This window comes from Chelativorans sp. Marseille-P2723, assembly GCF_902809845.1.
Lineage (GTDB): Bacteria > Pseudomonadota > Alphaproteobacteria > Rhizobiales > Rhizobiaceae > Chelativorans.
On the sequence record NZ_CADDWI010000008.1, the window covers coordinates 1,177,584 to 1,199,742 of the forward strand.

17 protein-coding genes and 1 tRNA gene are annotated in these 22,159 nt (G+C 59.3%); 12 read left to right on the forward strand and 6 right to left on the reverse strand.

Annotation, left to right across the window (positions count from 1 at the left end; translation table 11 throughout):
- The first annotated feature begins 22 nt into the window (after positions 1 to 22).
- Genes HUS57_RS07295 through tgt form a run of 5 tightly spaced genes read left to right on the forward strand, consistent with a single transcriptional unit; the run spans position 23 to position 3,714 of the window.
- A complete protein-coding gene (locus HUS57_RS07295) occupies positions 23 to 604 on the forward strand; it encodes a peptidylprolyl isomerase (RefSeq protein WP_173932188.1) in 582 nt (193 codons plus the stop codon).
- Between the two features lie 27 nt (positions 605 to 631).
- Positions 632 to 1,108 carry a peptidylprolyl isomerase gene (locus tag HUS57_RS07300; RefSeq protein WP_173932189.1) on the forward strand — a complete coding sequence of 159 codons (477 nt, stop codon included), beginning with the start codon at positions 632 to 634 and terminating at the stop codon, positions 1,106 to 1,108.
- Between the two features lie 2 nt (positions 1,109 to 1,110).
- Positions 1,111 to 1,500, forward strand: coding sequence for a hypothetical protein (locus HUS57_RS07305; protein WP_173932190.1), 390 nt, complete (start codon positions 1,111 to 1,113; stop codon positions 1,498 to 1,500).
- Between the two features lie 10 nt (positions 1,501 to 1,510).
- Positions 1,511 to 2,587, forward strand: a complete 1,077-nt coding sequence (queA, locus tag HUS57_RS07310) for a tRNA preQ1(34) S-adenosylmethionine ribosyltransferase-isomerase QueA (protein WP_173932191.1) — start codon at positions 1,511 to 1,513, stop codon at positions 2,585 to 2,587.
- Positions 2,584 to 3,714 carry a tRNA guanosine(34) transglycosylase Tgt gene (tgt, locus tag HUS57_RS07315; RefSeq protein WP_173932192.1) on the forward strand — a complete coding sequence of 377 codons (1,131 nt, stop codon included), beginning with the start codon at positions 2,584 to 2,586 and terminating at the stop codon, positions 3,712 to 3,714. Before queA ends, tgt begins: the two co-directional genes overlap by 4 nt.
- 809 nt (positions 3,715 to 4,523) lie before the next feature.
- Here the strand turns inward: tgt and HUS57_RS07320 are convergent.
- Together HUS57_RS07320 and phaC are read right to left on the reverse strand one after the other, a co-directional pair.
- Positions 4,524 to 5,888 (reverse strand): YcbK family protein, encoded by a 1,365-nt coding sequence (locus HUS57_RS07320; RefSeq protein WP_246727767.1) that lies wholly within the window; start codon positions 5,886 to 5,888, stop codon positions 4,524 to 4,526.
- A gap of 167 nt (positions 5,889 to 6,055) precedes the next feature.
- Entirely contained in the window at positions 6,056 to 7,891 is a 1,836-nt protein-coding gene (gene phaC, locus HUS57_RS07325; RefSeq protein WP_173932193.1) for a class I poly(R)-hydroxyalkanoic acid synthase, read from the reverse strand.
- Between the two features lie 175 nt (positions 7,892 to 8,066).
- Here phaC and HUS57_RS07330 point away from each other — a divergent pair, with 175 nt between their 5' ends.
- The 4 genes from HUS57_RS07330 to HUS57_RS07345 all read left to right on the forward strand — a co-directional run bounded on the left by HUS57_RS07330 (position 8,067) and on the right by HUS57_RS07345 (position 12,881).
- Complete coding sequence (locus tag HUS57_RS07330; RefSeq protein ID WP_173932194.1) at positions 8,067 to 8,315, forward strand: hypothetical protein; 249 nt, start codon at positions 8,067 to 8,069, stop codon at positions 8,313 to 8,315.
- Positions 8,316 to 8,394: 79 nt separating this feature from the next.
- Positions 8,395 to 9,612 carry an LL-diaminopimelate aminotransferase gene (locus HUS57_RS07335; RefSeq protein ID WP_173932195.1) on the forward strand — a complete coding sequence of 406 codons (1,218 nt, stop codon included), beginning with the start codon at positions 8,395 to 8,397 and terminating at the stop codon, positions 9,610 to 9,612.
- Between the two features lie 37 nt (positions 9,613 to 9,649).
- On the forward strand, positions 9,650 to 10,960 hold the full coding sequence (locus tag HUS57_RS07340) for a homoserine dehydrogenase (RefSeq protein WP_173932196.1): 1,311 nt from the start codon (positions 9,650 to 9,652) through the stop codon (positions 10,958 to 10,960).
- 154 nt (positions 10,961 to 11,114) lie between these two features.
- Positions 11,115 to 12,881: a DUF4153 domain-containing protein gene (locus HUS57_RS07345; protein WP_173932197.1), complete on the forward strand. Its 1,767-nt coding sequence runs from the start codon at positions 11,115 to 11,117 to the stop codon at positions 12,879 to 12,881.
- Between the two features lie 87 nt (positions 12,882 to 12,968).
- Here the strand turns inward: HUS57_RS07345 and trmFO are convergent, their stop codons facing one another.
- A complete protein-coding gene (gene trmFO / locus HUS57_RS07350) occupies positions 12,969 to 14,375 on the reverse strand; it encodes a methylenetetrahydrofolate--tRNA-(uracil(54)-C(5))-methyltransferase (FADH(2)-oxidizing) TrmFO (protein WP_173932198.1) in 1,407 nt (468 codons plus the stop codon).
- Between the two features lie 225 nt (positions 14,376 to 14,600).
- A complete protein-coding gene (locus tag HUS57_RS07355) occupies positions 14,601 to 14,741 on the reverse strand; it encodes a DUF1127 domain-containing protein (protein ID WP_173932358.1) in 141 nt (46 codons plus the stop codon).
- Positions 14,742 to 15,086: 345 nt separating this feature from the next.
- Between HUS57_RS07355 and HUS57_RS07360 the strand changes: the two genes are divergently transcribed.
- Positions 15,087 to 15,171 (forward strand) — tRNA-Leu (locus HUS57_RS07360).
- A gap of 81 nt (positions 15,172 to 15,252) precedes the next feature.
- The gene (gene tig, locus HUS57_RS07365; protein WP_173932199.1) at positions 15,253 to 16,668 is read left to right on the forward strand and encodes a trigger factor; all 1,416 of its coding nucleotides are present in this window, start codon (positions 15,253 to 15,255) and stop codon (positions 16,666 to 16,668) included.
- 135 nt (positions 16,669 to 16,803) lie between these two features.
- On the opposite strand, the gene HUS57_RS07370 is transcribed toward tig, so the two are convergent.
- Both HUS57_RS07370 and bcp read right to left on the reverse strand, forming a co-directional pair.
- The gene (locus HUS57_RS07370; protein ID WP_173932200.1) at positions 16,804 to 18,069 is read right to left on the reverse strand and encodes a M23 family metallopeptidase; all 1,266 of its coding nucleotides are present in this window, start codon (positions 18,067 to 18,069) and stop codon (positions 16,804 to 16,806) included.
- Positions 18,070 to 18,150: 81 nt separating this feature from the next.
- Positions 18,151 to 18,633, reverse strand: a complete 483-nt coding sequence (bcp, locus tag HUS57_RS07375) for a thioredoxin-dependent thiol peroxidase (protein WP_173932201.1) — start codon at positions 18,631 to 18,633, stop codon at positions 18,151 to 18,153.
- Between the two features lie 271 nt (positions 18,634 to 18,904).
- On the opposite strand from bcp, the gene HUS57_RS07380 reads away from it, so the two are divergent.
- Positions 18,905 to 22,132: a DUF3971 domain-containing protein gene (locus HUS57_RS07380; protein ID WP_173932202.1), complete on the forward strand. Its 3,228-nt coding sequence runs from the start codon at positions 18,905 to 18,907 to the stop codon at positions 22,130 to 22,132.
- Positions 22,133 to 22,159: the final 27 nt, after the last annotated feature.

Here is a 22,159-nt window from a genome sequence, read left to right on the forward strand (position 1 = left end):
GCAACAATTTTGGAGAATTTCCATGCGCCTTCTTTCCTTTGCCGTTCCGATTTGCTTCGCAGCCGGCGTTGCTCTGTCGAATGTGGCCGTAGCCGCCGAGCCTGAGAACACGCTTGTCATCGAGTTGGAAACCGGCACAGTGGAAATAGCGCTGAGGCCAGACCTTGCCCCCCAGCATGTGGAACGGATAAAGCAGCTGGCGCGCGATGGCGCCTACGATAATGTTGCTTTCCATCGAGTGATTGACGGCTTCATGGCGCAGACGGGCGATGTGCAGTTCGGCGACATGGAAGACGGTTTTGATCCACAGCGCGCGGGCACAGGTAGTTCTGACCTTCCCAATCTATCAGCGGAATTCTCCGAAACGCCCTTCGAGCGAGGAACCGTAGGCATGGCCCGGGCGCAGGACCCGAATTCAGCCAATTCTCAGTTTTTCATCATGTTTGCGCCCGCCACACACCTCAATGGAAGCTACACGGTGGTAGGCGAGGTGGAGGCGGGAATGGAGCATGTGGACCGGATCAAGAAGGGCAATCCGGCGCGCAACGGCGCAGTCGAGGAACCAGACCGTATGGTGCGGGTCTATATCGCTGCGGATGAGTAAAAATTCTGAACGGAAAGGGGCTTAACAATGGCCGAGATCAAGGACCCGGAAAACACGATCCGGATGGAAACGACAAAGGGCAGCGTCGTAATCGAGCTTTTTCCAGGTGTGGCGCCTGCGCATGTCGCACGTATCAAGGAACTGGCGCGTGAAGGTTTTTATGACGGTGTCGTCTTCCACCGTGTGATTGACGGTTTCATGGCACAAACGGGAGACCCGACAGGTACCGGCATGGGCGGTTCCGAGAAGCCGGATTTGAAAGCCGAATTCTCTAATCTGTCGCATGTGCGTGGGACATGCTCCATGGCCCGTTCGCAGAACCCGAATTCCGCCAATTCGCAATTCTTCATTTGTTTCGAGGAGTCGCCGTGGCTCAATCGGCAGTATTCCATTTGGGGACAGGTGATCGAAGGCATGGAGAACATCGACAAGATCAAGCGGGGCGAGCCTGTGCAGGACCCCGACAAGATCATCTCCATGCGGGTGGTCGCGGACGCTGCCTGACCATGCGACGCTCCGCCCTATCGCTTCTTCTCATTCTCCTGGCAGCCGGGCCGGCGGCCGCCTCCGGTGCTATTGAATGCACCACATCCGGGGGGGAGGCGTCAGCCTCGCTTACGATCGGCAGCCTGCCTGTTCTCGCAGTAGTGGGAGCAAAGCTTGAGGCTGGCGAACGGAGATGGACGATAGGCGGAGACGATGCAGAAGGTATTGCTGTGGGACAGGCCTTTCGCGGCATCGGCGAAATGCGTATTGACTTCACCGATCCCAATGTCGAGGAGGTAGTAGCCGAAATGCGGCTGTTCACAGCTACCGAAGGCCGACAGTCCGTCACTGCTGGCACCATGCGGATCGCCGATGTGGGCGCGTGGGCGCTCACATGCGAAGGCCCCTGACGAGTACGGCGTGCGTGTTGATCTTTTTGATTTTGACTTGCCGGAAGAGCGGATCGCGTTGCGGCCGGTCAATCCCCGCGACGCTGCCCGCATGCTTGTCGTGCGCCCGGATGGCGGGCTGGAAGACTTTGTCGTCCGTGATCTTCCGGACCTTCTGAAACCGGGCGATGCGCTCGTCTTCAATGATACGAAGGTGATTCCCGCCCGACTTTCCGGTTTGCGCCGGCGCGGGGAGGCCGTCGCTCATATCGAAGCGACCCTGCATATGCGCGAGGCGCCAGACCGGTGGAGGGCATTTCTGAAACCGGCCAAGCGCGTGGGGGTGGGGGAGCGTATCCAGTTCGGCCATGATGCGGAAAGCTGCTTCCTTGGTTCACTGGATGCAACGGTTGCAGAAAAGGGTGAGGGCGGCGATGCGCTGCTGGTCTTCGATTTTTCCGGGCCAGTACTGGACGAGGCTATCGCCGCGTCAGGGCACATTCCGCTGCCGCCCTATATTGCGTCGAAACGGCCAGACGATGAGCGCGACCGCACCGATTACCAGACTATTTACGCGCGCGAAGAGGGAGCGGTCGCCGCTCCCACCGCTGGCTTGCACTTTACCCCGGAAATCTTTGCCGCGCTGGATGCCAAGGGCATTAAGCGCCATTTTGTGACGTTGCATGTGGGGGCGGGCACATTTCTGCCGGTGAAAGCAGACAATACCGAGGCTCACCGCATGCACGCCGAATGGGGCGAGGTTGATGCGGAAACCGCTACAGCGCTGAACGAAGTGCGCGCGCAAGGCGGCAGGATCGTCGCGGTGGGCACGACCTCCCTGCGGTTGTTGGAAAGCGCCGCCGATCGGTCAGGAAAGGTTCAGCCCTGGTCGGGTGAAACGGATATCTTCATCACACCAGGTTACCGCTTTCGCACAGTTGACGTTCTGATGACCAATTTCCACCTACCCCGCTCGACATTGTTCATGCTGGTTTCGGCCTTCAGCGGACTGAATACTATGAAGGCGGCTTATGCCTATGCGATTGCGCATGGATACAGATTCTATTCCTATGGCGATTCCAGCCTGCTTTTCAGGGATGAGGCGTGAGCGAAAAGTTTACATTCCGCGTACTTGCCACCGATGGGAATGCGCGACGCGGCGAGATTTCCATGCCGCGCGGAGTGGTCCGCACGCCTGCTTTCATGCCGGTGGGAACCGGCGGAACAGTGAAAGCCATGTATATGGAGCAGGTGAGGGCACTTGGCTCCGACATCATCCTCGGCAACACCTACCACCTCATGCTGCGGCCTGGAGCGGAACGGGTCGCCCGTCTCGGCGGCTTGCATGAATTTATCCGTTGGCCGTGGCCGATTCTGACCGACTCCGGTGGCTTTCAGGTTATGTCGCTGGCGGCGCTGCGCAAGGTGCGGGAAGAGGGCGTCACTTTCCGTTCTCATGTGGATGGCGAAGTGCATCACATGTCGCCGGAACGCTCCATCGAGATCCAGGGGCTTCTGGATTCCGATATTCAGATGCAGCTGGATGAGTGCTTGCGTCTTCCAGCGCCCGAAAGGGAGATCGAGAGGGCCATGGAACTTTCCTTGCGGTGGGCTGAACGTTGCAAGACGGCCTTTGGTGACCAGCCAGGCAAGGCGATGTTCGCAATCGTGCAGGGCGGCGACAATGCGCGTCTGCGATTGCGCTCGGCAGAGGCGCTGGCTGCCATGGACCTTAAGGGCTATGCGGTGGGCGGGCTCGCAGTTGGCGAGCCGCAAGAGGTTATGCTTGATATGCTGGCGGCAACCTGTCCGGCGCTCCCGGCTGACAAGCCGCGTTATCTGATGGGCGTCGGCACGCCCGATGACATACTGAAATCGGTGGCGCTGGGAATAGATATGTTCGACTGCGTGATGCCGACACGCGCCGGGCGCCATGGGCTTGCCTTCACCCGGCGTGGAAGGGTGAACCTGAGAAACGCCCGGCATGCCGAGGATCCGCGGCCGCTTGACGAGGAGAGCGATTGCCCCGCAACACGCGGCTATTCCCGGGCTTATCTGCACCATCTTGTAAAGTCGGGCGAGGCGCTTGGGGGCATGCTGCTGACCTGGAACAATCTCGCTTATTATCAGCGTCTGATGGAGGATATTCGCCGCGCAATTGAGGCGGGAAGATTGGCCGAGCGCAGCGCAGAAATCCAGGAAGAGTGGAGGCGAGGGGACCTGCCACCACTCTGATGTTATGCGAAGAATCCGCTTGGGATCTAATTTGGGGTTCACCGTGATTGGAGGTGGATCATGGGCGAGAGCTATTCGTTGATCTGCACGAACGAGGACCAAGCCGGATATCACTATGGAGAAACTGTCGGCCAGGCTGGTGAAGCATGATTTGTGGGCCGATCCGCCCGAGTTGGCCCGGTTCCTGTGTCGCTGTGGCCATATATAAATAAGCCCTGATAGCGCCGGAAAATGCATGCGCGGCGTGGTTCGGGCTGGACGGCCCGTGGATCAATCTGCGCCTGGGAGGATGCGGCTCGAACCCCTCGCCCGGTCCTGTCGACAACCTCCTTCAACACCAAGATGTGGCTGCGCGGCCGCATCCCATGCGGCACACGCTCCTTGCCAACGCCCTTTCGTTCATTGGAAAACGCAAAGACCTTCATCGCCTGCTTGAGCTGTCATCGGCCTGTCCGACGCCTTGAGATCGCGAAGGCCATCAACCGTGCGTGCTTCAACACTTGGGCGGCTACTCAGCTCGCGCCGACGTCGAAGGGCGATGTCGTTATTCTCGGTGACTCGCCGTCCACAAAAGTGCGCGCGTCGCTGGATGCTGAAGGAGCGCGGCGCATGGTTCTTCTTCCTGGCGCCTAGAGCCCCGACCTCATCGAAATTGGCTCGCCAAGCTCAAGGCTCACCTGCGCGCCGCCGCAGCCAGAGCCTTCAATGGCCTCCGGAGAGCGATCCGATTGTCTGCAATCTCTTCAACAAAACTGAATGCTGGAATTATCGCAAGAAAGCCGCTACGCGCTCGTTAAATGGCCGTTGCGCTAGCGTTTGCGTCGGCAGCGCCAGTTCCAATCCCGCTTAGGGCCTATATCGACGTGAACCGATTTGGTATGGCAGTAGGTGCCCACTCCGCCTCGCCCGGGCAATGACCGCGCAAAGTTTGCCAGCTCCCACTTGGTGACGCCCTCAATCTGAATGTCGGCTGCGGCGCAGTGCATGTGCATGGAATTTCGCGCGCCGCGCACGCGTTTGTTATGCGCTGGGCTGCGATAGCCGGAGGTTACGACTACACGCTTGCCGAAGTGCCGCTCGATGGCACGCAGCTTCTGCACCAATGCCGGCTTGAGGCACGAAACATCCACGCTTTCGCGCTGCTTCAGCAGCCCGTTCGGCGCAAGACGAGCAAGGCCAGAGGCGGACGCCACCTGATAAGGGATCTCCTCTTCGTAAAGGTCTATATCGTCATCGTCACCGATGGCCGAGTGGCGCTTTACCTCAAAGAGCTGTTCGCGTGCGCGGACACCGGGCAATGCATCGCTGGTGAACATCGCGGCCGCCATCGGGATAGCGGTTGGCTTGATAGTCTCAGTAGAAAGTGTTTTGTGGCTTTCGCTCGTCTCGTCCTTCTTCTCGACACTTACAGCAGCCGTATCCGACAGGCGTTGAGCTTCGAGCGCCTGGGGGCGCTTATTCGCCGGTGAGAAGAAGTTCGACAAAAATCCTCGTTTCTCCAAGGTTTCTGCCTGCTTAATTTCCGCAGCATCGGCGAGGATCGGTTTGATAACCTCTTCGGTGACCGTTTCCCTTTTCGCATCGAGGGCCGGATCGGATGGAGCAGCTTCGGCATCCGGAGGCTTGCTCTGCGCTTTGGAGCCAGCGGAGGCCGTACCGCTAGAGCTTTCCGTGGCCTCCGCATGAGCTTGATCCGGCTTGCCATCGGTGCGCTTGTCGGCCGCAAAGAGCATTGCAAAGACGCCGGGATTTGCGGGGGAGGCGGGCTCGAAGCCAGAAGGCTCTTCCGTCAGTCCGGCCCGCCCGGCAGATCGTGGCACCTCGGGCTCGTCTGCTTCGGTGTGGGTGGAACGATCGTTGCTCCCCGGCACTGTCGCTTCCGCAGGCGCATCTGGCGATTCTGCCTCGCCTTGTGCAAGGAGGGAAGGGCGTACGAGTCCGCCATTGGAAATGTCGATTCCGGCGCCGACACTTACAGCGATGGGCGGAGCACCGGAAACAACGCTGTCGCTCAGCGCAGTACTATGGAAGGAATTCGATGCAAGCTCTGGACTGTTCGGATCCGAGACGGAGCACGCCGCAGCAAAGAGGCAGCTGGTCGCGGCTACAAGAATGCGGCGCTGGAAATGTCTGTCTCTTTGCTTTCCGGTCGAGGCCGGACCACTGACAGCCAAGAGCCCTTCCTCTTCAGCAGATTTCACTTTGGGGAAAAGCGCTTACGCTTTGTTCATGTCCCCCGAACGCGTGCGCGAACAATGTTTGGTAACTAAACTGGAAACCGTTAGCAAGTTTTGGGCGAGTCGACCTGGCTGTAAAAGACTAGAAACGCTTTCATTTTCTTTCACAAATTGTGTCGAATCATAACATAATTTCCCGGAGCATCTGCCAGGAACCCTTTTTTCGGACAGGGTTTTCGTGCCGGAACCCTGGTATCATCCTGCCTTTCGATCCACCGCTGCCAGTTCGGCCACCACGATCCGGGTTCCTCTCGCGCGCCGGAAAGCCATTCCTCCAGGCTGTCCTTAAGGCCGGCACGGGTCCAATGCCTGTACTTTCCCAGTGTGGGCGGATTGACTACGCCGGCTATATGGCCGGAGCCGGCAAGCACGAAGTCCACCGGCCCGCCAAAAAGATGGCTGCCGCGCAGCACCGAACGCGCAGGTGCAATGTGATCATCCATCGCGGCCAGATTGTAGACGGGGATCTTAATGTCGGAGAGGCTGATTCTCTTGCCGTTGAGGATCGCCCGACCCCGCGCCAGATTGTTCTCCAGATAACAATTCCGCAGATAATAGGAATGATTGGCTGCGGTTACCCGCGTGGTATCCCCATTCCAGAAGAGGATGTCAAAGGGCGGGGGATTGCGGCCGCGCAGATAGCTGTTGACCACATAGGGCCAGATGAGATCGCGTGCCCTTAGCATGTTGAACGCTGCCGACATATGGCTGCCTTCCAGAAAGCCTCGCCCGCTCATGCTTTTTTCCAGCCTTTCGATCTGCTCGGCATCGGCAAAGACTCTGAGATCCCCGGCATGCGTAAAATCCACCTGGGCGGCAAAGAAGGTGGCGGAAGCGATCCGGTCGTCACGCTCCTGGGCCATTCGGGCGAGGGCAGCGGCAAGTAGCGTGCCGCCCACGCAATAGCCGATGGCGTTCACTTGACGCTCGTCGGTGCGTTCCATGATGGTGTCAAGGCCCAGCCCGATACCTTGAGAAACATACGCGTCCCAGCCCATTGACCTGTGGCGTTCGTCGGGATTGACCCATGAGATGGCGAAGACGGTGTGCCCTTGCTCGACCGCCCACCGTATGAAGGAGCGCTCGGCCGCAAGGTCGAGGATATAGTATTTGTTGATCCAGGGCGGAACGATGATGAGTGGCCGCTTGAGCACCGACTCTGTTGCCGGCTCGTATTGAATGATCTCGGCAAGATCGCTGCGCGCCACCACCTTGCCGGGCGTGTTCGCGATGTTCCTGCCCAGTTTGAAGTCGGTGTTGTCAGACTGACGCAGCCGGAGCGAGCCGCCGTCTGCGGATATGTCCTCGGCCAGCATGCGCATGCCGCGCACAAGATTTTCTCCATCAGAGGCCAGCGTCTCCCGCAGCAGCGCCGGATTTGTGAGCACGAAATTGGAAGGCGAAAGAGCTTCGGTGAACTGGCGGACATAGAACTGTGCCTTCTGGCGCGTTTGTGTGTCCAGACCGTCCGCATCCTTCGCCAACTCCGCCGCCCAGCGTGCAGTCACAAGATACGCTTGCTTGAGAAAGGCGAAAAACGGGTTCCTTGACCAGTCCGGGTCATCGAAGCGTTTATCGCCGGGATCCGGGGCCACAATCTCGCCGCTGGCCGGTTCACCATCTATGCGACGGATCGAAGCGGTCCAAATGTCCATATAGCTGGCAAAGAGCCGCGTCTGCGCCTCCAGGGCGCGCGAGGATTCAGAGGTCCAGTATTCGGTTAGCTTCGAGAGAGTCGTCACCATGTCGGCAAAGATCTCCGCCGTCGGATCGGGTGTCTGCCCCGCCTCGGTCGGGCGCACCCAAGCCTTGGCCGCCTTGCCTGCTTCCTCTATCGCGCGCGCAAAATTGGCGGCAAGACGTTCCGGATCATTCGCCATGAAAGGCCGCGAAGCGCCGCTTTCCTGCGCATCCCTGTCATTCTTCTCACCGGCTGCCATTCTTCGCGCTGGACCTCTCCCTTCCCGCTATGCTGATATAGCACGGTGGCCATTAGGAATGTTGCTTGAACATATGAAATATGCGCCTTCCATACGACCATTTTCCTTGATTGCGGCTGCATGTCTCACGCCGTGGCTTCTTTCTGCCTGCGCAAGCCGAACCCAGGACGCAACCATGGAGCCAGCGGCGGATTATGCGAGCCAGCCGGATGGCTACCCGAATCTCAATATCCCGGCCGTTGCAGCAGCGCCTCAGATAACCGATGCGGAAAGGGAGGAGCTCGTACGCGAGCTTGGCTCGGCTCGTTTGCGGGCGAGCACAGGCCCTTCCGCAACGCAATCGGCAGAAGAGAGGGAGCGGCTGCGGCGGCTTGCAGAAAGTCACGCCCGGGAGCGGCTCGACGTGATTGATGCAAGCGAATAGACCGCCAGATCAAAGGGACTATCGACCGGCCGGGCGAAGACGTGTAAGAGGGCGACAGCTATCGCCCGGAACGGAAATCATGGAAGAATTTCACAAGGTACGCAGGCTTCCGCCTTACGTCTTCGAGCAGGTCAATCGGCTCAAGGCTGGCGCGCGCGCGCGCGGCGCCGATATCATCGATCTAGGTATGGGCAATCCGGACCTGCCGACGCCCCAAGCCATCGTGGACAAACTCTGCGATGTCGTACGCGATCCGCGCACGCACCGCTATTCGGCCTCGCGCGGGATACCGGGCCTGCGCCGCGCCCAAGCCAGTTATTACGCCCGGCGGTTCGGGGTGAAGCTGGACCCGGAAACGCAGGTCGTCGCGACGCTTGGCTCTAAGGAGGGCTTCGCCAATATGGCGCAGGCCATTACCGCGCCGGGCGACGTAGTGCTGTGCCCCAACCCCACTTATCCGATCCATGCCTTCGGCTTCATTATGTCGGGAGGAGTCATCCGCTCCATGCAGGCCGAACCGGACGACAGATTCATACCGGCCCTGGAACGTGCAGTCCGCCATTCCATTCCGAAGCCCCTCGCGCTCATCCTCAACTATCCGTCAAATCCGACGGCCTATTTGGCGACACTTGATTTCTACAAGGACGTGGTGGCTTTCGCGCGCAAGCACGACATCATCATCCTCTCGGACCTTGCCTATGCGGAAATCTATTTTGACGGTACGCCACCGCCGTCGGTTCTCCAGATTCCTGGCGCTATGGACGTGGCGGTCGAGTTCACTTCCATGTCCAAGACCTATTCCATGCCGGGCTGGCGCATGGGATTCGCCGTCGGCAACGAGCGGCTGATTGCAGCGCTCGCGCGGGTGAAGTCCTATCTTGATTATGGCGCCTTTACTCCCATTCAGGTGGCAGCCACTGCTGCGCTCAACTCCGACGGGTCGGAAATCGAAGAGGTGCGCTCCGTCTATCACAGGCGGCGTGACGTGCTTGTCGAGTCATTCGCGCGGGCCGGCTGGCAGGTACCAGCCCCGCCGGCCACCATGTTTGCCTGGGCGACCATTCCTGAACCGTTCCGCCACCTTGGTTCGCTTGAGTTCTCGAAGCTTCTGGTGGAGCAGGCAGATGTTGCGGTCGCTCCCGGCGTAGGCTTTGGCGAACATGGCGATGACTATGTGCGTATCGCACTTGTGGAGAACGAACACCGCATCCGCCAGGCAGCGCGAAACCTCAAGCGGTTTTTTGCCACCGCGCCAGAGGCGTCTGAGAAGGTCATCCCGTTAGCCGCCAGCCGCTAAGCGGCTTAACCAAATGAAGGACATCGGAAGGCCCGATATGGCTGAACCCTTGCGCATTGGAATTGCCGGTCTCGGGACTGTTGGTGCGAGCGTCGCCCGCATGCTCGCCGGCAAGACAGCGGAACTTACTCGGCAGTGCGGGCGCGAGATCGCGGTGGTTGCAGTTTCAGCGCGTGACCGGAAACGTGACCGGGCCATCGACCTTGGCAATGCGCAATGGTTCGATGATCCCGTGGCGCTTGCAGGCTCCTCCGAGATTGACGTTTTCGTTGAGCTGATCGGCGGTGAGGAGGGACCGGCCCTGCACTCCGTCCGGGCGGCGCTCGAAGCCGGCCACCATGTCGTGACCGCCAATAAGGCGCTTCTTTCCAGGCATGGCGTACAGCTTGCGGAGATAGCCGAAAAGAAGGGGGTGCTCCTCAACTATGAGGCTGCCGTGGCGGGCGGCATCCCGGTCATCAAGACGATGCGCGAGGCGCTTGTCGGCAACACCGTTTCCCGCGTTTTCGGCATTCTGAACGGTACCTGCAATTATATTCTCACTCGCATGGAGGCGGAAGGACTTTCATTCGAGGACTGCCTCAGGGAAGCACAGCGACTCGGCTATGCCGAAGCGGACCCCACGTTCGACATCGAGGGCCACGATACGGCGCACAAGCTGTCGATCCTGACGAGCCTTGCCTTCGGCTGCCGTATATCTGCCGATGACATCTACATGGAAGGCATTTCAAACATCACCCAGGCCGATATCAGGGCCGCTGCCTCCCTTGGCTACCGGATCAAGCTTTTGGGCGTCGCCCAGCGTACCGAAAGCGGCATCGAGCAGCGTGTGCACCCTACCATGGTGCCGACGGGCTCCGTTATCGCGCAGGTCCACGGGGTTACGAACGCGGTAGCAATCGAAACCGATATGCTTGGCGAACTTCTTCTTTCTGGGCCAGGTGCAGGCGGAGCCGCAACCGCGTCCGCGGTCATCGGCGACATCGCCGATATCGCCAAGAGCAGGCCGGGCTTTCAGCATGGTCCCGTTTTCGCTCGGCCCGTGCGCGAGCTTGAGCCCTACAAGCGTGCCCGCATGCGCGCGCATGAGGGCGGCTACTTCATACGGTTGACCGTTCAGGACCGCACGGGTGTTTTCGCCACCATCGCCAAGCGGATGGCAGATAACGAGATATCGTTGGAATCCATTGTCCAGCATGGCGACGCGACGGGCGAGGAGCACAAGACGGTGGTTCTCCTTACGCATGAAACCACGGAGGCGGCGGTGCGGAAAGCGGTCGAAAGCATTACCCGGGACGGCCCTCTCGTCGATAAGCCGCAGGTCATCCGCATCGAGCGCGCCGCATGAACCTTCGGGCGAGCGCCCGTTTCTATTTTGATGCGCAGTACAGGAAGGAAGACGTTTGCTGACGTCTCCAGCACATCAGGCTGGCCGCATTTCTGCCGCGCTTGTTTGGTTCGTCACGCGGGTTTTTTAAAGCCGTTTTTTGGAGGAATCTACATTGCGAGCATCGACCGAGGGGGCGAAGCCCGGCACGGGCTGGCGCGACATCGCAATCGAGATGATTACCGGTCTGCGCGAGGCGGTCTGGCGTTTTCCTGTGCCGGCCCTCCTTCTTTTCGCGTCAACCCTGCAAGCCCATCTCCATATAGCCGAGGTTCACTGGTTTACAGCGGAAGCAAACGGGCAGCCAACAGATACGGATCTCATCTTTGCCTTGTCTAGTGGCGCGCTGGCAGCGCTCGCGGCAACGCTTTTCGGCGAAGCGCGCATCCTTTCCGCTTTGACACGCACAGTGGCAGCATTTGCATTCGGGATCGTGGTCACCGCGCTCATTGCTTTTCCGCACATTTTCCTGACGCAGCAATGGACGATGGTTCTAGCGGTCGGCGCTCTTGTACCGGTTGCACCCTTTATTGGACGCGGCGACAGCCGTTCCTTCTGGGTTTTCAGCGTGCGCGTGGCATTTGCCAGCCTGTTAGGGTTGCTGGTGCTCTTGTTCCTCGCAGGGGGCATCTCCGCGATCCTGGTAAGCCTTTCGCTTCTGTTCGGGCTCACCATCCCCGACGATCTTTATCAGCATATCTGGGCTTTCAGCACTTTGTTTGCCGCGCCGCTCTTTGCCATCGGGCAGTTGCCAAGCCGTTTCGACGAAACGCCTGCGGCAGCGATGGAGGGGCTGATGGAGCGCGGCATGCGAGCGCTTGGCGATTACATCGTCGCACCGCTGCTCATCCTCTACGCGGTGATCCTGCACCTTTACGCAGTGCGAATCATTCTGACCGGCGAGATGCCGCAGGGGCAGATCGGTTGGCTGGTGCTGGTCTACGGTCTCTGCATCTTTGCAGCACTCTTGCTTATCAATCCCTTCTTTGATCGCGCCCGCGCGCCAACACGCCTTTTCCTGCGCCTATGGCCTTTCTTCCTGCCTGTTCCGCTACTGCTTCTGTTCTATGCGCTAATGCTTCGCATTGGAGAATTCGGCCTCACGCCGGACCGCTATCTGCTCGCTCTGTTCGGGCTGGCGTCAACCGCCCTTATGGTTCTGCAAGTTTTCCCTAGCCTGCTGCGCGGAGATATCCGGTTGATCGCAGCACTGCCTGCCCTTGCTCTATTTGCAGCCGGTTTCGGGCCGCAGGGCGCTTTTAGTGTCTCGATTTCCAGCCAAGCGGCCCGTTTCCTTCAGATCGTCGAGAACCCGCCACTTACCGATGAGCAGCAGGCGAAGGCACTGGCAGCGCTCTCCTTTCTGGCAGGGCATAATGCGGTCGAGCGCGTGGCACCGGAGGGCATGGACCTCACAACTGCAAAGGGTGACGCTTATGTCACCGTTGCGGAGGCATGGAATCTCGACCCGACGAGTCCCCGCCCCGGACCCCGTAGTTATACGATCAACAACGGATCGGACCCTAAGGCGTTCTCAGTAGAAGGTTTCGATACGGTCATTATGAACGTATTTCTCGACGACGGGGCGGAGAAACCCGTGTCGGTTGATCTTCCGTCCCTTCCTGGTCTTTCGCTCGCGCTCGACGATGGCGCGCTTATCTTCACGGCAGGAGAGGAGAGTATCCGCTTTCCGATTTCCAATGCGGAGATTGAGAGATTGGCACGGCTGGACGGCACCGGTTCCATCGGCCAGATTCTACTGGAGGCAGGAAAGCACAGGATCGCGCTCATTCCTTCCTATCTTTATGCGGATATTGGGGAGCCGCCGCAGCTTCATAACATGCAAACCACCATCCTGCTAAGAGGACGCGACTGGCGGTAGAGGATCTCCAGAAAAGTCGAGCGCGACTTCCCTTCTGGGGCTCTGAAAGGATTAGATCATTTCAGCAAGTTCTAAAAAGGGACTGCTTTATTCGGCAGCGGCCGGCGTTTGCACGCCCAGCCACTCCTTCCAATGGGCAAGGGCCCGCGAGGTGATGGCGCGCTTCTTTGCGAAAGACTTTTCCTTGCCGCGCAGGCGCTTGCCTTCCTCCTTCGGTATCTCCACCGGCGGAAAGAGGCCGAAATTCACGTTCATCGGCTGAAAGGAGCGCTTGCCTGGTTCGTCATTGGCCAGGATATGGCCTCCGGTAATGTGGTTCAGCAACGCGCCGAACGCCGTTGTTGGCGGGGGCGCGTCAACTGGACGGCCTAAGCGCTCAGCCGCGGCAAAGCGCCCGGCAAGCATGCCCATGGCCGCGCTTTCCACATAGCCTTCACAACCGGTAATCTGTCCTGCAAATCGAAGGCCGGGCCGCGTCTTGAGCTGAAGCGTACGGTCAAGCAGCGCGGGCGAATTGATATAGGTGTTGCGGTGGAGGCCGCCAAGGCGGGCAAATTCGGCTTTCTGAAGGCCGGGAATCATGCGGAAGATGCGCACCTGCTCGGCATATTTAAGCTTCGTCTGGAATCCCACCATATTGTAAAGCGTGCCAAGCGCATTGTCCTGCCGCAACTGGACGACCGCATAGGGCTTCTCGTCTGGCCTGTGGGCGTTCGTCAGGCCCATCGGTTTCATTGGGCCGTGGCGCAACGTTTCCGGACCGCGCTCGGCCAGGATCTCGATAGGCAAGCAGCCGTCAAAATAGGGCGTGCCCTCCCATTCCCGGAAAGCGGTCTTTTCGCCATCCAGCAGTGCCTGTACGAAAGCTTCGTACTCGGCCTTATTCATGGGGCAGTTGATATAGTCTTTCCCAGTTCCGCCAGGCCCAATCTTGTCGTAGCGCGACTGAAACCAGCAGATGCCCATATCGATCGTGTCGAAATAGATGATCGGGGCAATGGCATCGAAGAAGGCAAGGGCTTCCGACCCGGTCGCGGAGCGGATAGCCTCGGCCAGCGACGGCGCTGTCAGTGGCCCGGTGGCGATGATCGACTGATCCCATTGGGCCGGCGGCAGGCCTGTCACTTCCCCCCGCTCCACAGTGATGAGCGGATGCCCTTCGATGGCACGCGTGACGGCCTGTGAAAAGCCGACACGGTCGACCGCAAGCGCGCTACCGGCTGGAACCTGATTGGCATCGCCAGCACGCATTACAAGCGAGCCGGCAAGCCGCATTTCCGCGTGAAGAAGGCCAACAGCATTGGCTTCCGCATCGTCCGAGCGGAAGGAATTGGAGCAGACGAGTTCGGCGAGGGAGTCGGTCTTGTGCGCGTCGGTTTGGCGCAGGGGGCGCATTTCGTGCAGGACGACTGGCACGCCGGCTTCCGCTGCTGCCCAGGCGGCTTCAGAGCCCGCAAGCCCACCGCCAATCACATGAATGGGTTTGATGTCCATGAGCCAGAGAGATAGGTCGAAGCACGTTGCGATGCAACGATAACTTGCTAGGAAGACGACCCAGGCGCAAAAGTGCTGACAACTGTGTGCAATGCAAAAAAACAGCACCCGCCGGGGGAGGAGTTCCGACGGGTGCCGTTTTGGTCGACCGGCTATCGGGAGGAGGAGATGCCGGTCGTATCTGCCGGGATTGGGAGGAGGAAATCCCGGCGAGATCTCAAGCTCTTAGATCGCCCTACGTGCAACGTAGGGGATGTCACCGCGATTAATTCCGATATCAGCCAACTCGCGGTTGGAAAGACGGCTGAGCTCGTCAACTGTCTGCCTGTAGCGGCGCCAGTTGCGATAGTTGCGGATCAAATTCATTTTCATACCGTTATTCTTACGTTCTGCTATTCGCGTTAGTTGTTGTTCTTGCTTGCTGTCTGGCCTTTAGATAGCCATGCGCGCGGCTGTTTTGAAGTCCCATTGTTGCATGGCAGCAATGCAATTGTGCAATGCATCATAAAATTCCGGGGGAGAATAACAGATATGTCATAGACACGCCGCATTTGGTGTGCTGGCGGGCTTGAATCAAGGGCTTGCAGGGGCAATTGAAGGAGGGTGGCTCAGGGTTGGTCCGCCGAAAATGATGAATTCGGCAAAATTCCTTTGATAGCTGGAAGGCAGATGATATAGAACGCCGCGCTTTCGGAGGCGCCGGTTTTCGAGGCGGGTGTGGTGGAACTGGTAGACACGCCAGATTTAGGTTCTGGTGGCGAAAGCCGTGGGGGTTCAAATCCCTCCACCCGCACCAGACCAACCTGGAACAGGATTTCGGCAGGCTGATTGGTGAGTTGCCGTCTTTACGGCGCAAGTGAACACAAAGGTTTGATGCATGCAGGTTAGCGAGACTCTCAACTCAGGTCTGAAGCGCGAGATCAAGGTCACAGTGCCGGCCAGCGATATGGAAGCCCGTCTCCTGGAGCGGCTGGAAAACGCCAAGAAGACGATCCGCCTAAAGGGTTTTCGCCCCGGCAAGGTGCCGCTGCAGTATCTGCGACGCCTGTATGGCAAGTCGTTCATGGCGGAAGTCGTGAACGAGATGCTTACCGAGTCCTCCCAGTCCATCCTGTCCGAGCGCGGCGAGCGGGCCGCCATGCAGCCCGAGGTCTCCATGACCGAGGATGAGCAGGAGGCCGAGAAGATCCTGTCCGGCGGAGCAGATCTGGAGTTCTCGCTCTCCTATGAGATCATTCCGCCGATCGAGATCAAGGATGTGTCCGCCATCAAGATCACCCGCCCCATCTATGATGTGACGGATGAGGAAGTCGACGAGCAAATCCTTCGCGTGGCCGATTCGGCCCGCACTTACGAACCCAAGGACGGTAAGGTTGAGAAGGGCGACAAGGTCACCATAGACTATCTGGGCAAGCTCAATGGAGAGCCTTTCGAAGGTGGCTCCGCCGAGGATTCGGAGGTGGTGATCGGTCACGGGCAGTTCATCCCCGGCTTCGAGGATGAGCTTGAGGGCCTCAAGAAGGATGACAGGAAAACCTTCAGCATCACTTTCCCGGAAGATTATCCTGCACAGCATCTCGCTGGCCGGGAGGTCGAGTTCGACATAACTGTGAAACAGGTGGAAGCGCCGCAGGAGCTCCAGATCAACGATGATCTGGCGCAGAAGCTGGGGCTCGAATCGGCGGAGAAGCTACGGGAGATTATCCGCGGCCAGCTTGAAAGCCAGTATGGCCAGGTAACGCGTCAGAAAGCCAAGCGCCAGCTTCTTGATGCTTTGGACGAAGCCTACAAGTTCGAGGCGCCCTCCAAGCTCATCGAGGCGGAGTTCGACAATATCTGGTCGCAGGTGACGCGCGATCTTGAGGCTGCCGGCCGCACCTTCGAGGACGAGGAAACGACAGAGGAAGAGGCGCGCGAGGAGTATCGCAAGCTTGCGGAACGGCGCGTGCGGCTCGGGCTCGTCCTGGCGCAGATTGGCGAAGAAGCCAGCATCCAGGTCTCCGAGGACGAGATGCAGCGCACGCTCATAGAGACGATCCGGCGCTATCCGCAGGATCAGCAGCAGCAGATCTACGATTTCTACAGGCAAAGCCCTCAGGCGCTCGCCTCGGTGCGCGCACCATTATTCGAGGAGAAGGTGGTCGATCACCTTCTGGGCCAGGTTGACGTCACTGATCAGAAAGTGAGCCGGGAGGAGCTTCTGGCGGACGACGAGGACGAGGAAACCGGAACGCCTGAGGAAAAGAAGGCTGCAAAGAAGACGGCCAAGAAGACCGAAGAAAAAGCTGAATAGAACTGACACAGCTTGAAAGCCGAAAGCCCTCTGGTACTGCCGGGGGCTTTTTCATGCCGAATTTTACTTATCAGCATTGCGCTGAGGAACGATTCAAGCTGCCTTGTACCCACGAACAGTGCTTTTCTGCCATTTCTATAAGTACTGAATGATGCGGCGGCCCGCGGCTATGAACTGGAGCGGATTGACGGCGCGGCCGTTGCGGCGAACCTCGTAGTGCAGGTGGGGTCCGGTCGAGCGGCCGCTGCTGCCCACATGTCCGACGATTTCTCCTGTTCCCACCTCGTCGCCTTCCTTGACGAGGACTTTCTTTAAATGGGCATAGCGCGTGCTAATGCCGTCTCCGTGGTCGATCTCGACCATTCGGCCGTAGCCTCCCGTCCAGCCGGCCTTGATAATGCGCCCCGCAGCCGCCGAGCGTACCGGCGCGCCCATTCTCGCACGAAAATCAATTCCCGAGTGATGGGCCGGACGGCCAATAAGAGGATCGCGGCGAACGCCGAAGCCGCTTGTAACCGCCGCGCCGGGGATGGGGTTGGCAATCGGGATGCGGCGCGCTTTCTGCTTCAGTTCTTCCAAGCGGCTGAGAACGTCGTCGAGCTCACGCACGCGATCCTCAAAGGGTAGGTTTTCTCCAGCAAAAAACAGGGGGCCTCCAACGTCGCCCTCTCCATAGTCATCCGCTACCGGTATTCCCGCGGCACTGAGCGCCTCGGCAATGGCCTCGGCCGTCTGGAAAGCTTCCTCCGCCACGGTGTCTATGCGGTGCAACTGGTCGGCTTCAAGATTGTGCAGCGAGCGGTTGAGCGATTGGAAAAGCTGGTCCGGATCCGACGAACCATGGGTGGGGCGGAATGGCCAGGGCACCTGCAACTGCGGGCTGCTTGCCCAGAAAGCGGTGCCGGTTATGATCGACCGGTCCGGTTCTTCCTTACCGAGATGGGCGTGGGTGTCAGGCCGGGGCGAGGGGATCGGGATTGTTTCAACGCTTCTGCTTAGGCGACCCGCCCGTTCCAGCACAGGGCTGAGGCGGCTGTGGCGGCGTGTTAGCAGTTCCTGCCGTTCCATCAATTCATCGATTCTCTGCTGCATGAGATGCTGCTCGAGGATCTGTTGGCTGGTTATCCGGTCCAGTTCGGCGCGCAGTGCCGCGATCCGGCCTTCGTAGGCTTGCTGCAATTGCGTCTGCTGGACGAAGGCGGCATTCATCAGGTTGTCGCGCAGAACGAGATATGCCGTCGCCGCGATATACCCGGCTACCAGGGCGATAACGATCCCCCCGGTAATAACGGTTAGCCAAGGTCTGACAGTGAAATAGCGGATCCGATCTCCACGAGCGATAATGATTGTGGAGACTTCTCTACGTTTTTTGGAAACGCGTGTTTGGTGTACTTGCTTCACGAGTCCGCGCGACCATTGCCAGGAATCCGACGAAGCAATTACACAATATTAGGGTTAACAAACCATTTGGCTGGCGCAGGATCAGGATGGCGTGCCGAGGAGCGCCTTCGCTTCAGCAAGCACTAGGTCGACGTGGCCGGGCACTTTCACCTTGCGCCATACCTCGGCGACCTTTCCCTCTTGATCTATTAGGAAGGTGCTTCGCTCCACACCCATATATTTGCGCCCATACATGCTCTTTTCGGTCCAAACGCCATATGCTTCAAGAACGTCCTTATCGGTATCGGACACCAGAACAATCTCCAGCCCATGCTTCGCTTTGAATTTATCGTGGCTTTTGGGCGTATCGGGGGAGACGCCGATAACTGCAACACCAAGCGCGTCGAACTCGCCCTTGCGCGCCGAGAAATCCAGGGCCTGCGCGGTGCAGCCGCTGGTATCGTCCTTGGGGTAGAAGTAGAGCACCAACGGGCGGCCGCGAAAATCCGAAAGTCTAACTGTCCTTCCGCCATCTGCCGGAAGCTCGAAATCAGGCGCATGGTCTCCTTTAGCGGGAATGGTCATTTTCTTACCCTCTTGTGTCAGTAGTTGAGCTTGCATTCAGCAATTTCTGCTATTCTCGCAAGAGCCAGCGTATACGAGTGAGTATCGCAGTTCGACGGGATTCGTCCAATCACGACAGGCAGGCCTTAACGGGAATTCGGTGGCGCAAGACTCGAGCGAACACAAATTGGTGCGTTTCCGGCGCGCGGAGATCGCCCCGCTGGAGAGTTTCCCATCGGCCAAGTGGCCGTTGCCGCGCCTGTGCCGGACGCGCCGTCGCGTGCATCGGCGAGTGCTCCGGACATTCGTCATTCTTGTTGCCCTCATGCTCGTTGTCGGTGCCGCCATTCACGTGGTCGGACTGGGCCCTATCGGCAACGAGCAGTTGCGGCTTCAGGCCGAAAGGGCTGTGGAGCGGCTGGCAGGTTTGGATGCCAACGTGAGCCTCGGCGGCCTGCGGCTCGGGTTGGGCACCACCAGTCTCTTTGCACTGGAAGTGCAGGATATAAGCGTTATCCGCAGGAGCGACGGCGAACCGATCGCTAAGGCAGGAAAGCTGCGGCTTGGCCTGCGTGCCGTGCCGCTCCTCTTTGGTCGGATCGAGCTTTCGCGAGTCGCCATGGCCGAAGCGGCATTTTCCCCGGCCAGGATAACACAACGGGCAAATGCCACGACGCTGCTTGACGAAAATGGCCTCTTGCGCCCCGATCGCTTGCAGGAAGCGGTCTTCGGTGCGGTCCATCAGGCATTCGCCATCACGCGCAGGTCCGGCGTCCGCCAGGTCAGCCTCGCCGATGTCGGGCTGCTCTCTAGTGAGGCGAGTGCATCGGAGATCGTCGTTGAGGAACTGGAGCTATACCGGCGCGGCGACATAGAAATCGCCTTCGAAGGAGTGGCGAGGTTCCGCGGCCGCGATCTGTCCTTCGATGGAAAGGCAGAGCGGGATGCCGGGACGGAAGCGATCTCCAACCTGTCCTTCGACCTTTCAGCAAAAGAGGAGGAAGGTTCGGGAAAAGCAACTAAAGGGTTGGTGCGTGCGCTCGGAACTTTTTCGCTCGCGCTAACAGGTCGGGAGGCGAACGGTACGCAAGAGGGCGTGCTCGATCTCGAAATGCGACTGGGCGATACGCTGATCGGCTTCGACCAGGATGAGATTATGGTGGATAGCGCTACCGCGCGCGTGGCGATTGAAGAGGGCAGGAATAGCTACGCCATTTCCACAGCACGGTTTGCAATCGGCCGTACGCGTATCGACCTGCGCGGCATCATATCGCCGGCGGAAGATGAGCCGCTTTACCGTCTCGAAATGCTTTCTCCACAATCGCTAGTGGCGCCTGCGGATTCCCCCGAGCCTGCACTACCCTTCGCCATGCGGCTTGCCGGCCGTTTCGAGCCGCTGGACTCACGGCTTGTGGCGGAGAAGATCGACATTCGCACATCGGGCGGAAGCCTTGCGGCGAGCGCTTCCCTGATCTTGCCCGAGGGTGTGTCGCCCGGCGTTTCCCTGGCGTTACAGGTGTCGGACCTGCCTACCGCCCATGTGAAGCAATTCTGGCCGTGGTTTGCCGCGCCCGGAGCGCGCAATTGGACGTTGAAGAACGTTTTCGGAGGCCGTGTTCGCGAAAGCGAGATCCATCTCAGCGTTCCGCCTGGGCGGCTCGGCAATGGCGTCCCGCTTACCGGAGACGAGGTGTATGGCCGTTTCGTCCTTTCCGATACCCGCTTCGACATAGCAGGAGAGATCCCGCCCGTGCGCGACGGAGAGGGTTGGGTGCATTTCCGCGGCTCCGACGTCAATGTCGGGCTCACATCCGGCGCAATTTACATGCCTAGCGGTCGTTTGGTCTCGACCAGTGGCGGAACCTTTAAAATCATGGCTGCGCACCTGTCACCGCGCATAGGAAAGCTGGAGATCGATGTTGAGGGTGAGGCTCCGGCCGTCGTCGAATTGGCCTCCTACGCCCCCATCAACGCGTCACGCTTCCACGACCTTGCTCCCCAGGATCTTACCGGAAGGATGGCTGGTCATATCAGCGCCGACATCCCCTTACAGGAGAACATTCCGGCCGAGAATCTGAACTGGCGCGTTGAATTCAACTATGACGAACTGTCGATTGCCCGGCCCTTCGAGGGGCAGGAAGTGGCAAGGGCAAAGGGGCAGCTTCTTGTTCAGCCGGAGGGGGCGGAGATTGTCGCTGAGGCGGAGCTCAACGCGGTTCCAGCGAACCTTCACATCATTCAGCCTTTCGGCGCCTCCAAGACAGAGCGGAGCCGCCACGTCGAGTTGAAGCTGGATGACGCCTCCCGCGAGCGCCTTTTCCCTGGTTTGGGGCTTTTCCTGTCCGGACCCTTCACCGTGATCTATGAGGAGCAGGCCGGAGAGCAGCAGAGGATTGAGGTGAAGCTCGACCAGGCTCGGCTGGAAGTACCGTGGATCGGCTGGCGCAAGGGGGCCGGTATCCCCGCTACCGCATCCTTCCTGATTAAGCGGGATGGCGGCAGGCTGGAGCTTTCAGATTTTGCCCTCCGGGGGGAAAGCTTTACCCTGGTTGGCCGCGTCAAGCTTGACGGCGGAGAACTGATGGAAGCGCAGTTCAGTCGCGTGCGGTTCAATCGGAATGACGAATATTCGGCCGATATTACCCGCACAGCAGCCGGAGAATATGTAGTTGCGGCGAAGGGTGCCGCCATCGACGCAAGGGGGCTGATACGCCGGGCTTTGGGCGAAGGGAGCACATTCGCCATGGCAGGCAGACAGCAGGCGAGGCAGGCGGTTTCCGTAAGAGCATCCTTCGAGCGGGTGGAAGGTTTCAACGGTGAGAGCCTAAACGGCGTCGAGCTGACCTATGCTACAGGCGGTCGCGGGCCGGACCGGCTGTCGGTTACCGGAGCCACACGGGAGTTCGGCTCTGCCGTCCTGAAGAAGGGCATCGAGCAGGGGCGGCACAGGGTCCAGGTCGCCTCCGACAATGCGGGAGCGCTGTTGCGCTTTCTCGACATCTACAAGCACGTTGAAAATGGCATTTTGGGCCTTGTGATGGAAGGTCCGGTGGAGAGCGACATACTTTCCGGCCGGCTCGATCTGCGTCAGTTCTGGGTGGTCAATGAACCGCGGATGCGCTCACTTGTCGCCGCGACCGAACAAGGGCGGAATGGGGAAGTCGATGTCACGCGGGTCCATTTCGAGCATGGTGCGGCCATGCTGACAAAAGCGCCACGGCAGCTTCATATCGGCAATGGAGTGGTACGCGGGCCGCTGATCGGCTCGACCTTTCAGGGCATGCTTTTCGACGCCAGCGACAATATGGATATCACCGGTACTTTCATGCCGCTCTATGGCTTCAACAGGATTTTTGGGGAGATTCCATTGATCGGCCAGCTTCTCGGAAACGGCCGCGATCGTGGCCTGATCGGCATTACTTACCGGCTTTCCGGAAAATTCGGGAACCCGAGACTGGAGGTAAATCCGATCTCGGCCATTGCCCCGGGTTTCCTGAGGCAACTCTTCGAATTCCGCTGAGGAGCTGCCTTGGCAAGGTAGCGTGGC

Excerpts from the sequence above, each read along its gene's own strand:
- HUS57_RS07330 (WP_173932194.1), top strand. The coding sequence starts at position 8,067 with ATGGAGCCAGCGGCGGATTATGCGAGCCAGCCGGATGGCTACCCGAAT.
- bcp (WP_173932201.1), bottom strand. The coding sequence starts at position 18,633 with ATGACCATTCCCGCTAAAGGAGACCATGCGCCTGATTTCGAGCTTCCG.
- trmFO (WP_173932198.1), bottom strand. The coding sequence starts at position 14,375 with ATGGACATCAAACCCATTCATGTGATTGGCGGTGGGCTTGCGGGCTCT.
- HUS57_RS07355 (WP_173932358.1), bottom strand. The coding sequence starts at position 14,741 with ATGAATTTGATCCGCAACTATCGCAACTGGCGCCGCTACAGGCAGACA.
- HUS57_RS07300 (WP_173932189.1), top strand. The coding sequence starts at position 632 with ATGGCCGAGATCAAGGACCCGGAAAACACGATCCGGATGGAAACGACA.
- HUS57_RS07295 (WP_173932188.1), top strand. The coding sequence starts at position 23 with ATGCGCCTTCTTTCCTTTGCCGTTCCGATTTGCTTCGCAGCCGGCGTT.
- phaC (WP_173932193.1), bottom strand. The coding sequence starts at position 7,891 with ATGGCAGCCGGTGAGAAGAATGACAGGGATGCGCAGGAAAGCGGCGCT.
- HUS57_RS07305 (WP_173932190.1), top strand. The coding sequence starts at position 1,111 with ATGCGACGCTCCGCCCTATCGCTTCTTCTCATTCTCCTGGCAGCCGGG.
- HUS57_RS07335 (WP_173932195.1), top strand. The coding sequence starts at position 8,395 with ATGGAAGAATTTCACAAGGTACGCAGGCTTCCGCCTTACGTCTTCGAG.
- tig (WP_173932199.1), top strand. The coding sequence starts at position 15,253 with ATGCAGGTTAGCGAGACTCTCAACTCAGGTCTGAAGCGCGAGATCAAG.
- HUS57_RS07340 (WP_173932196.1), top strand. The coding sequence starts at position 9,650 with ATGGCTGAACCCTTGCGCATTGGAATTGCCGGTCTCGGGACTGTTGGT.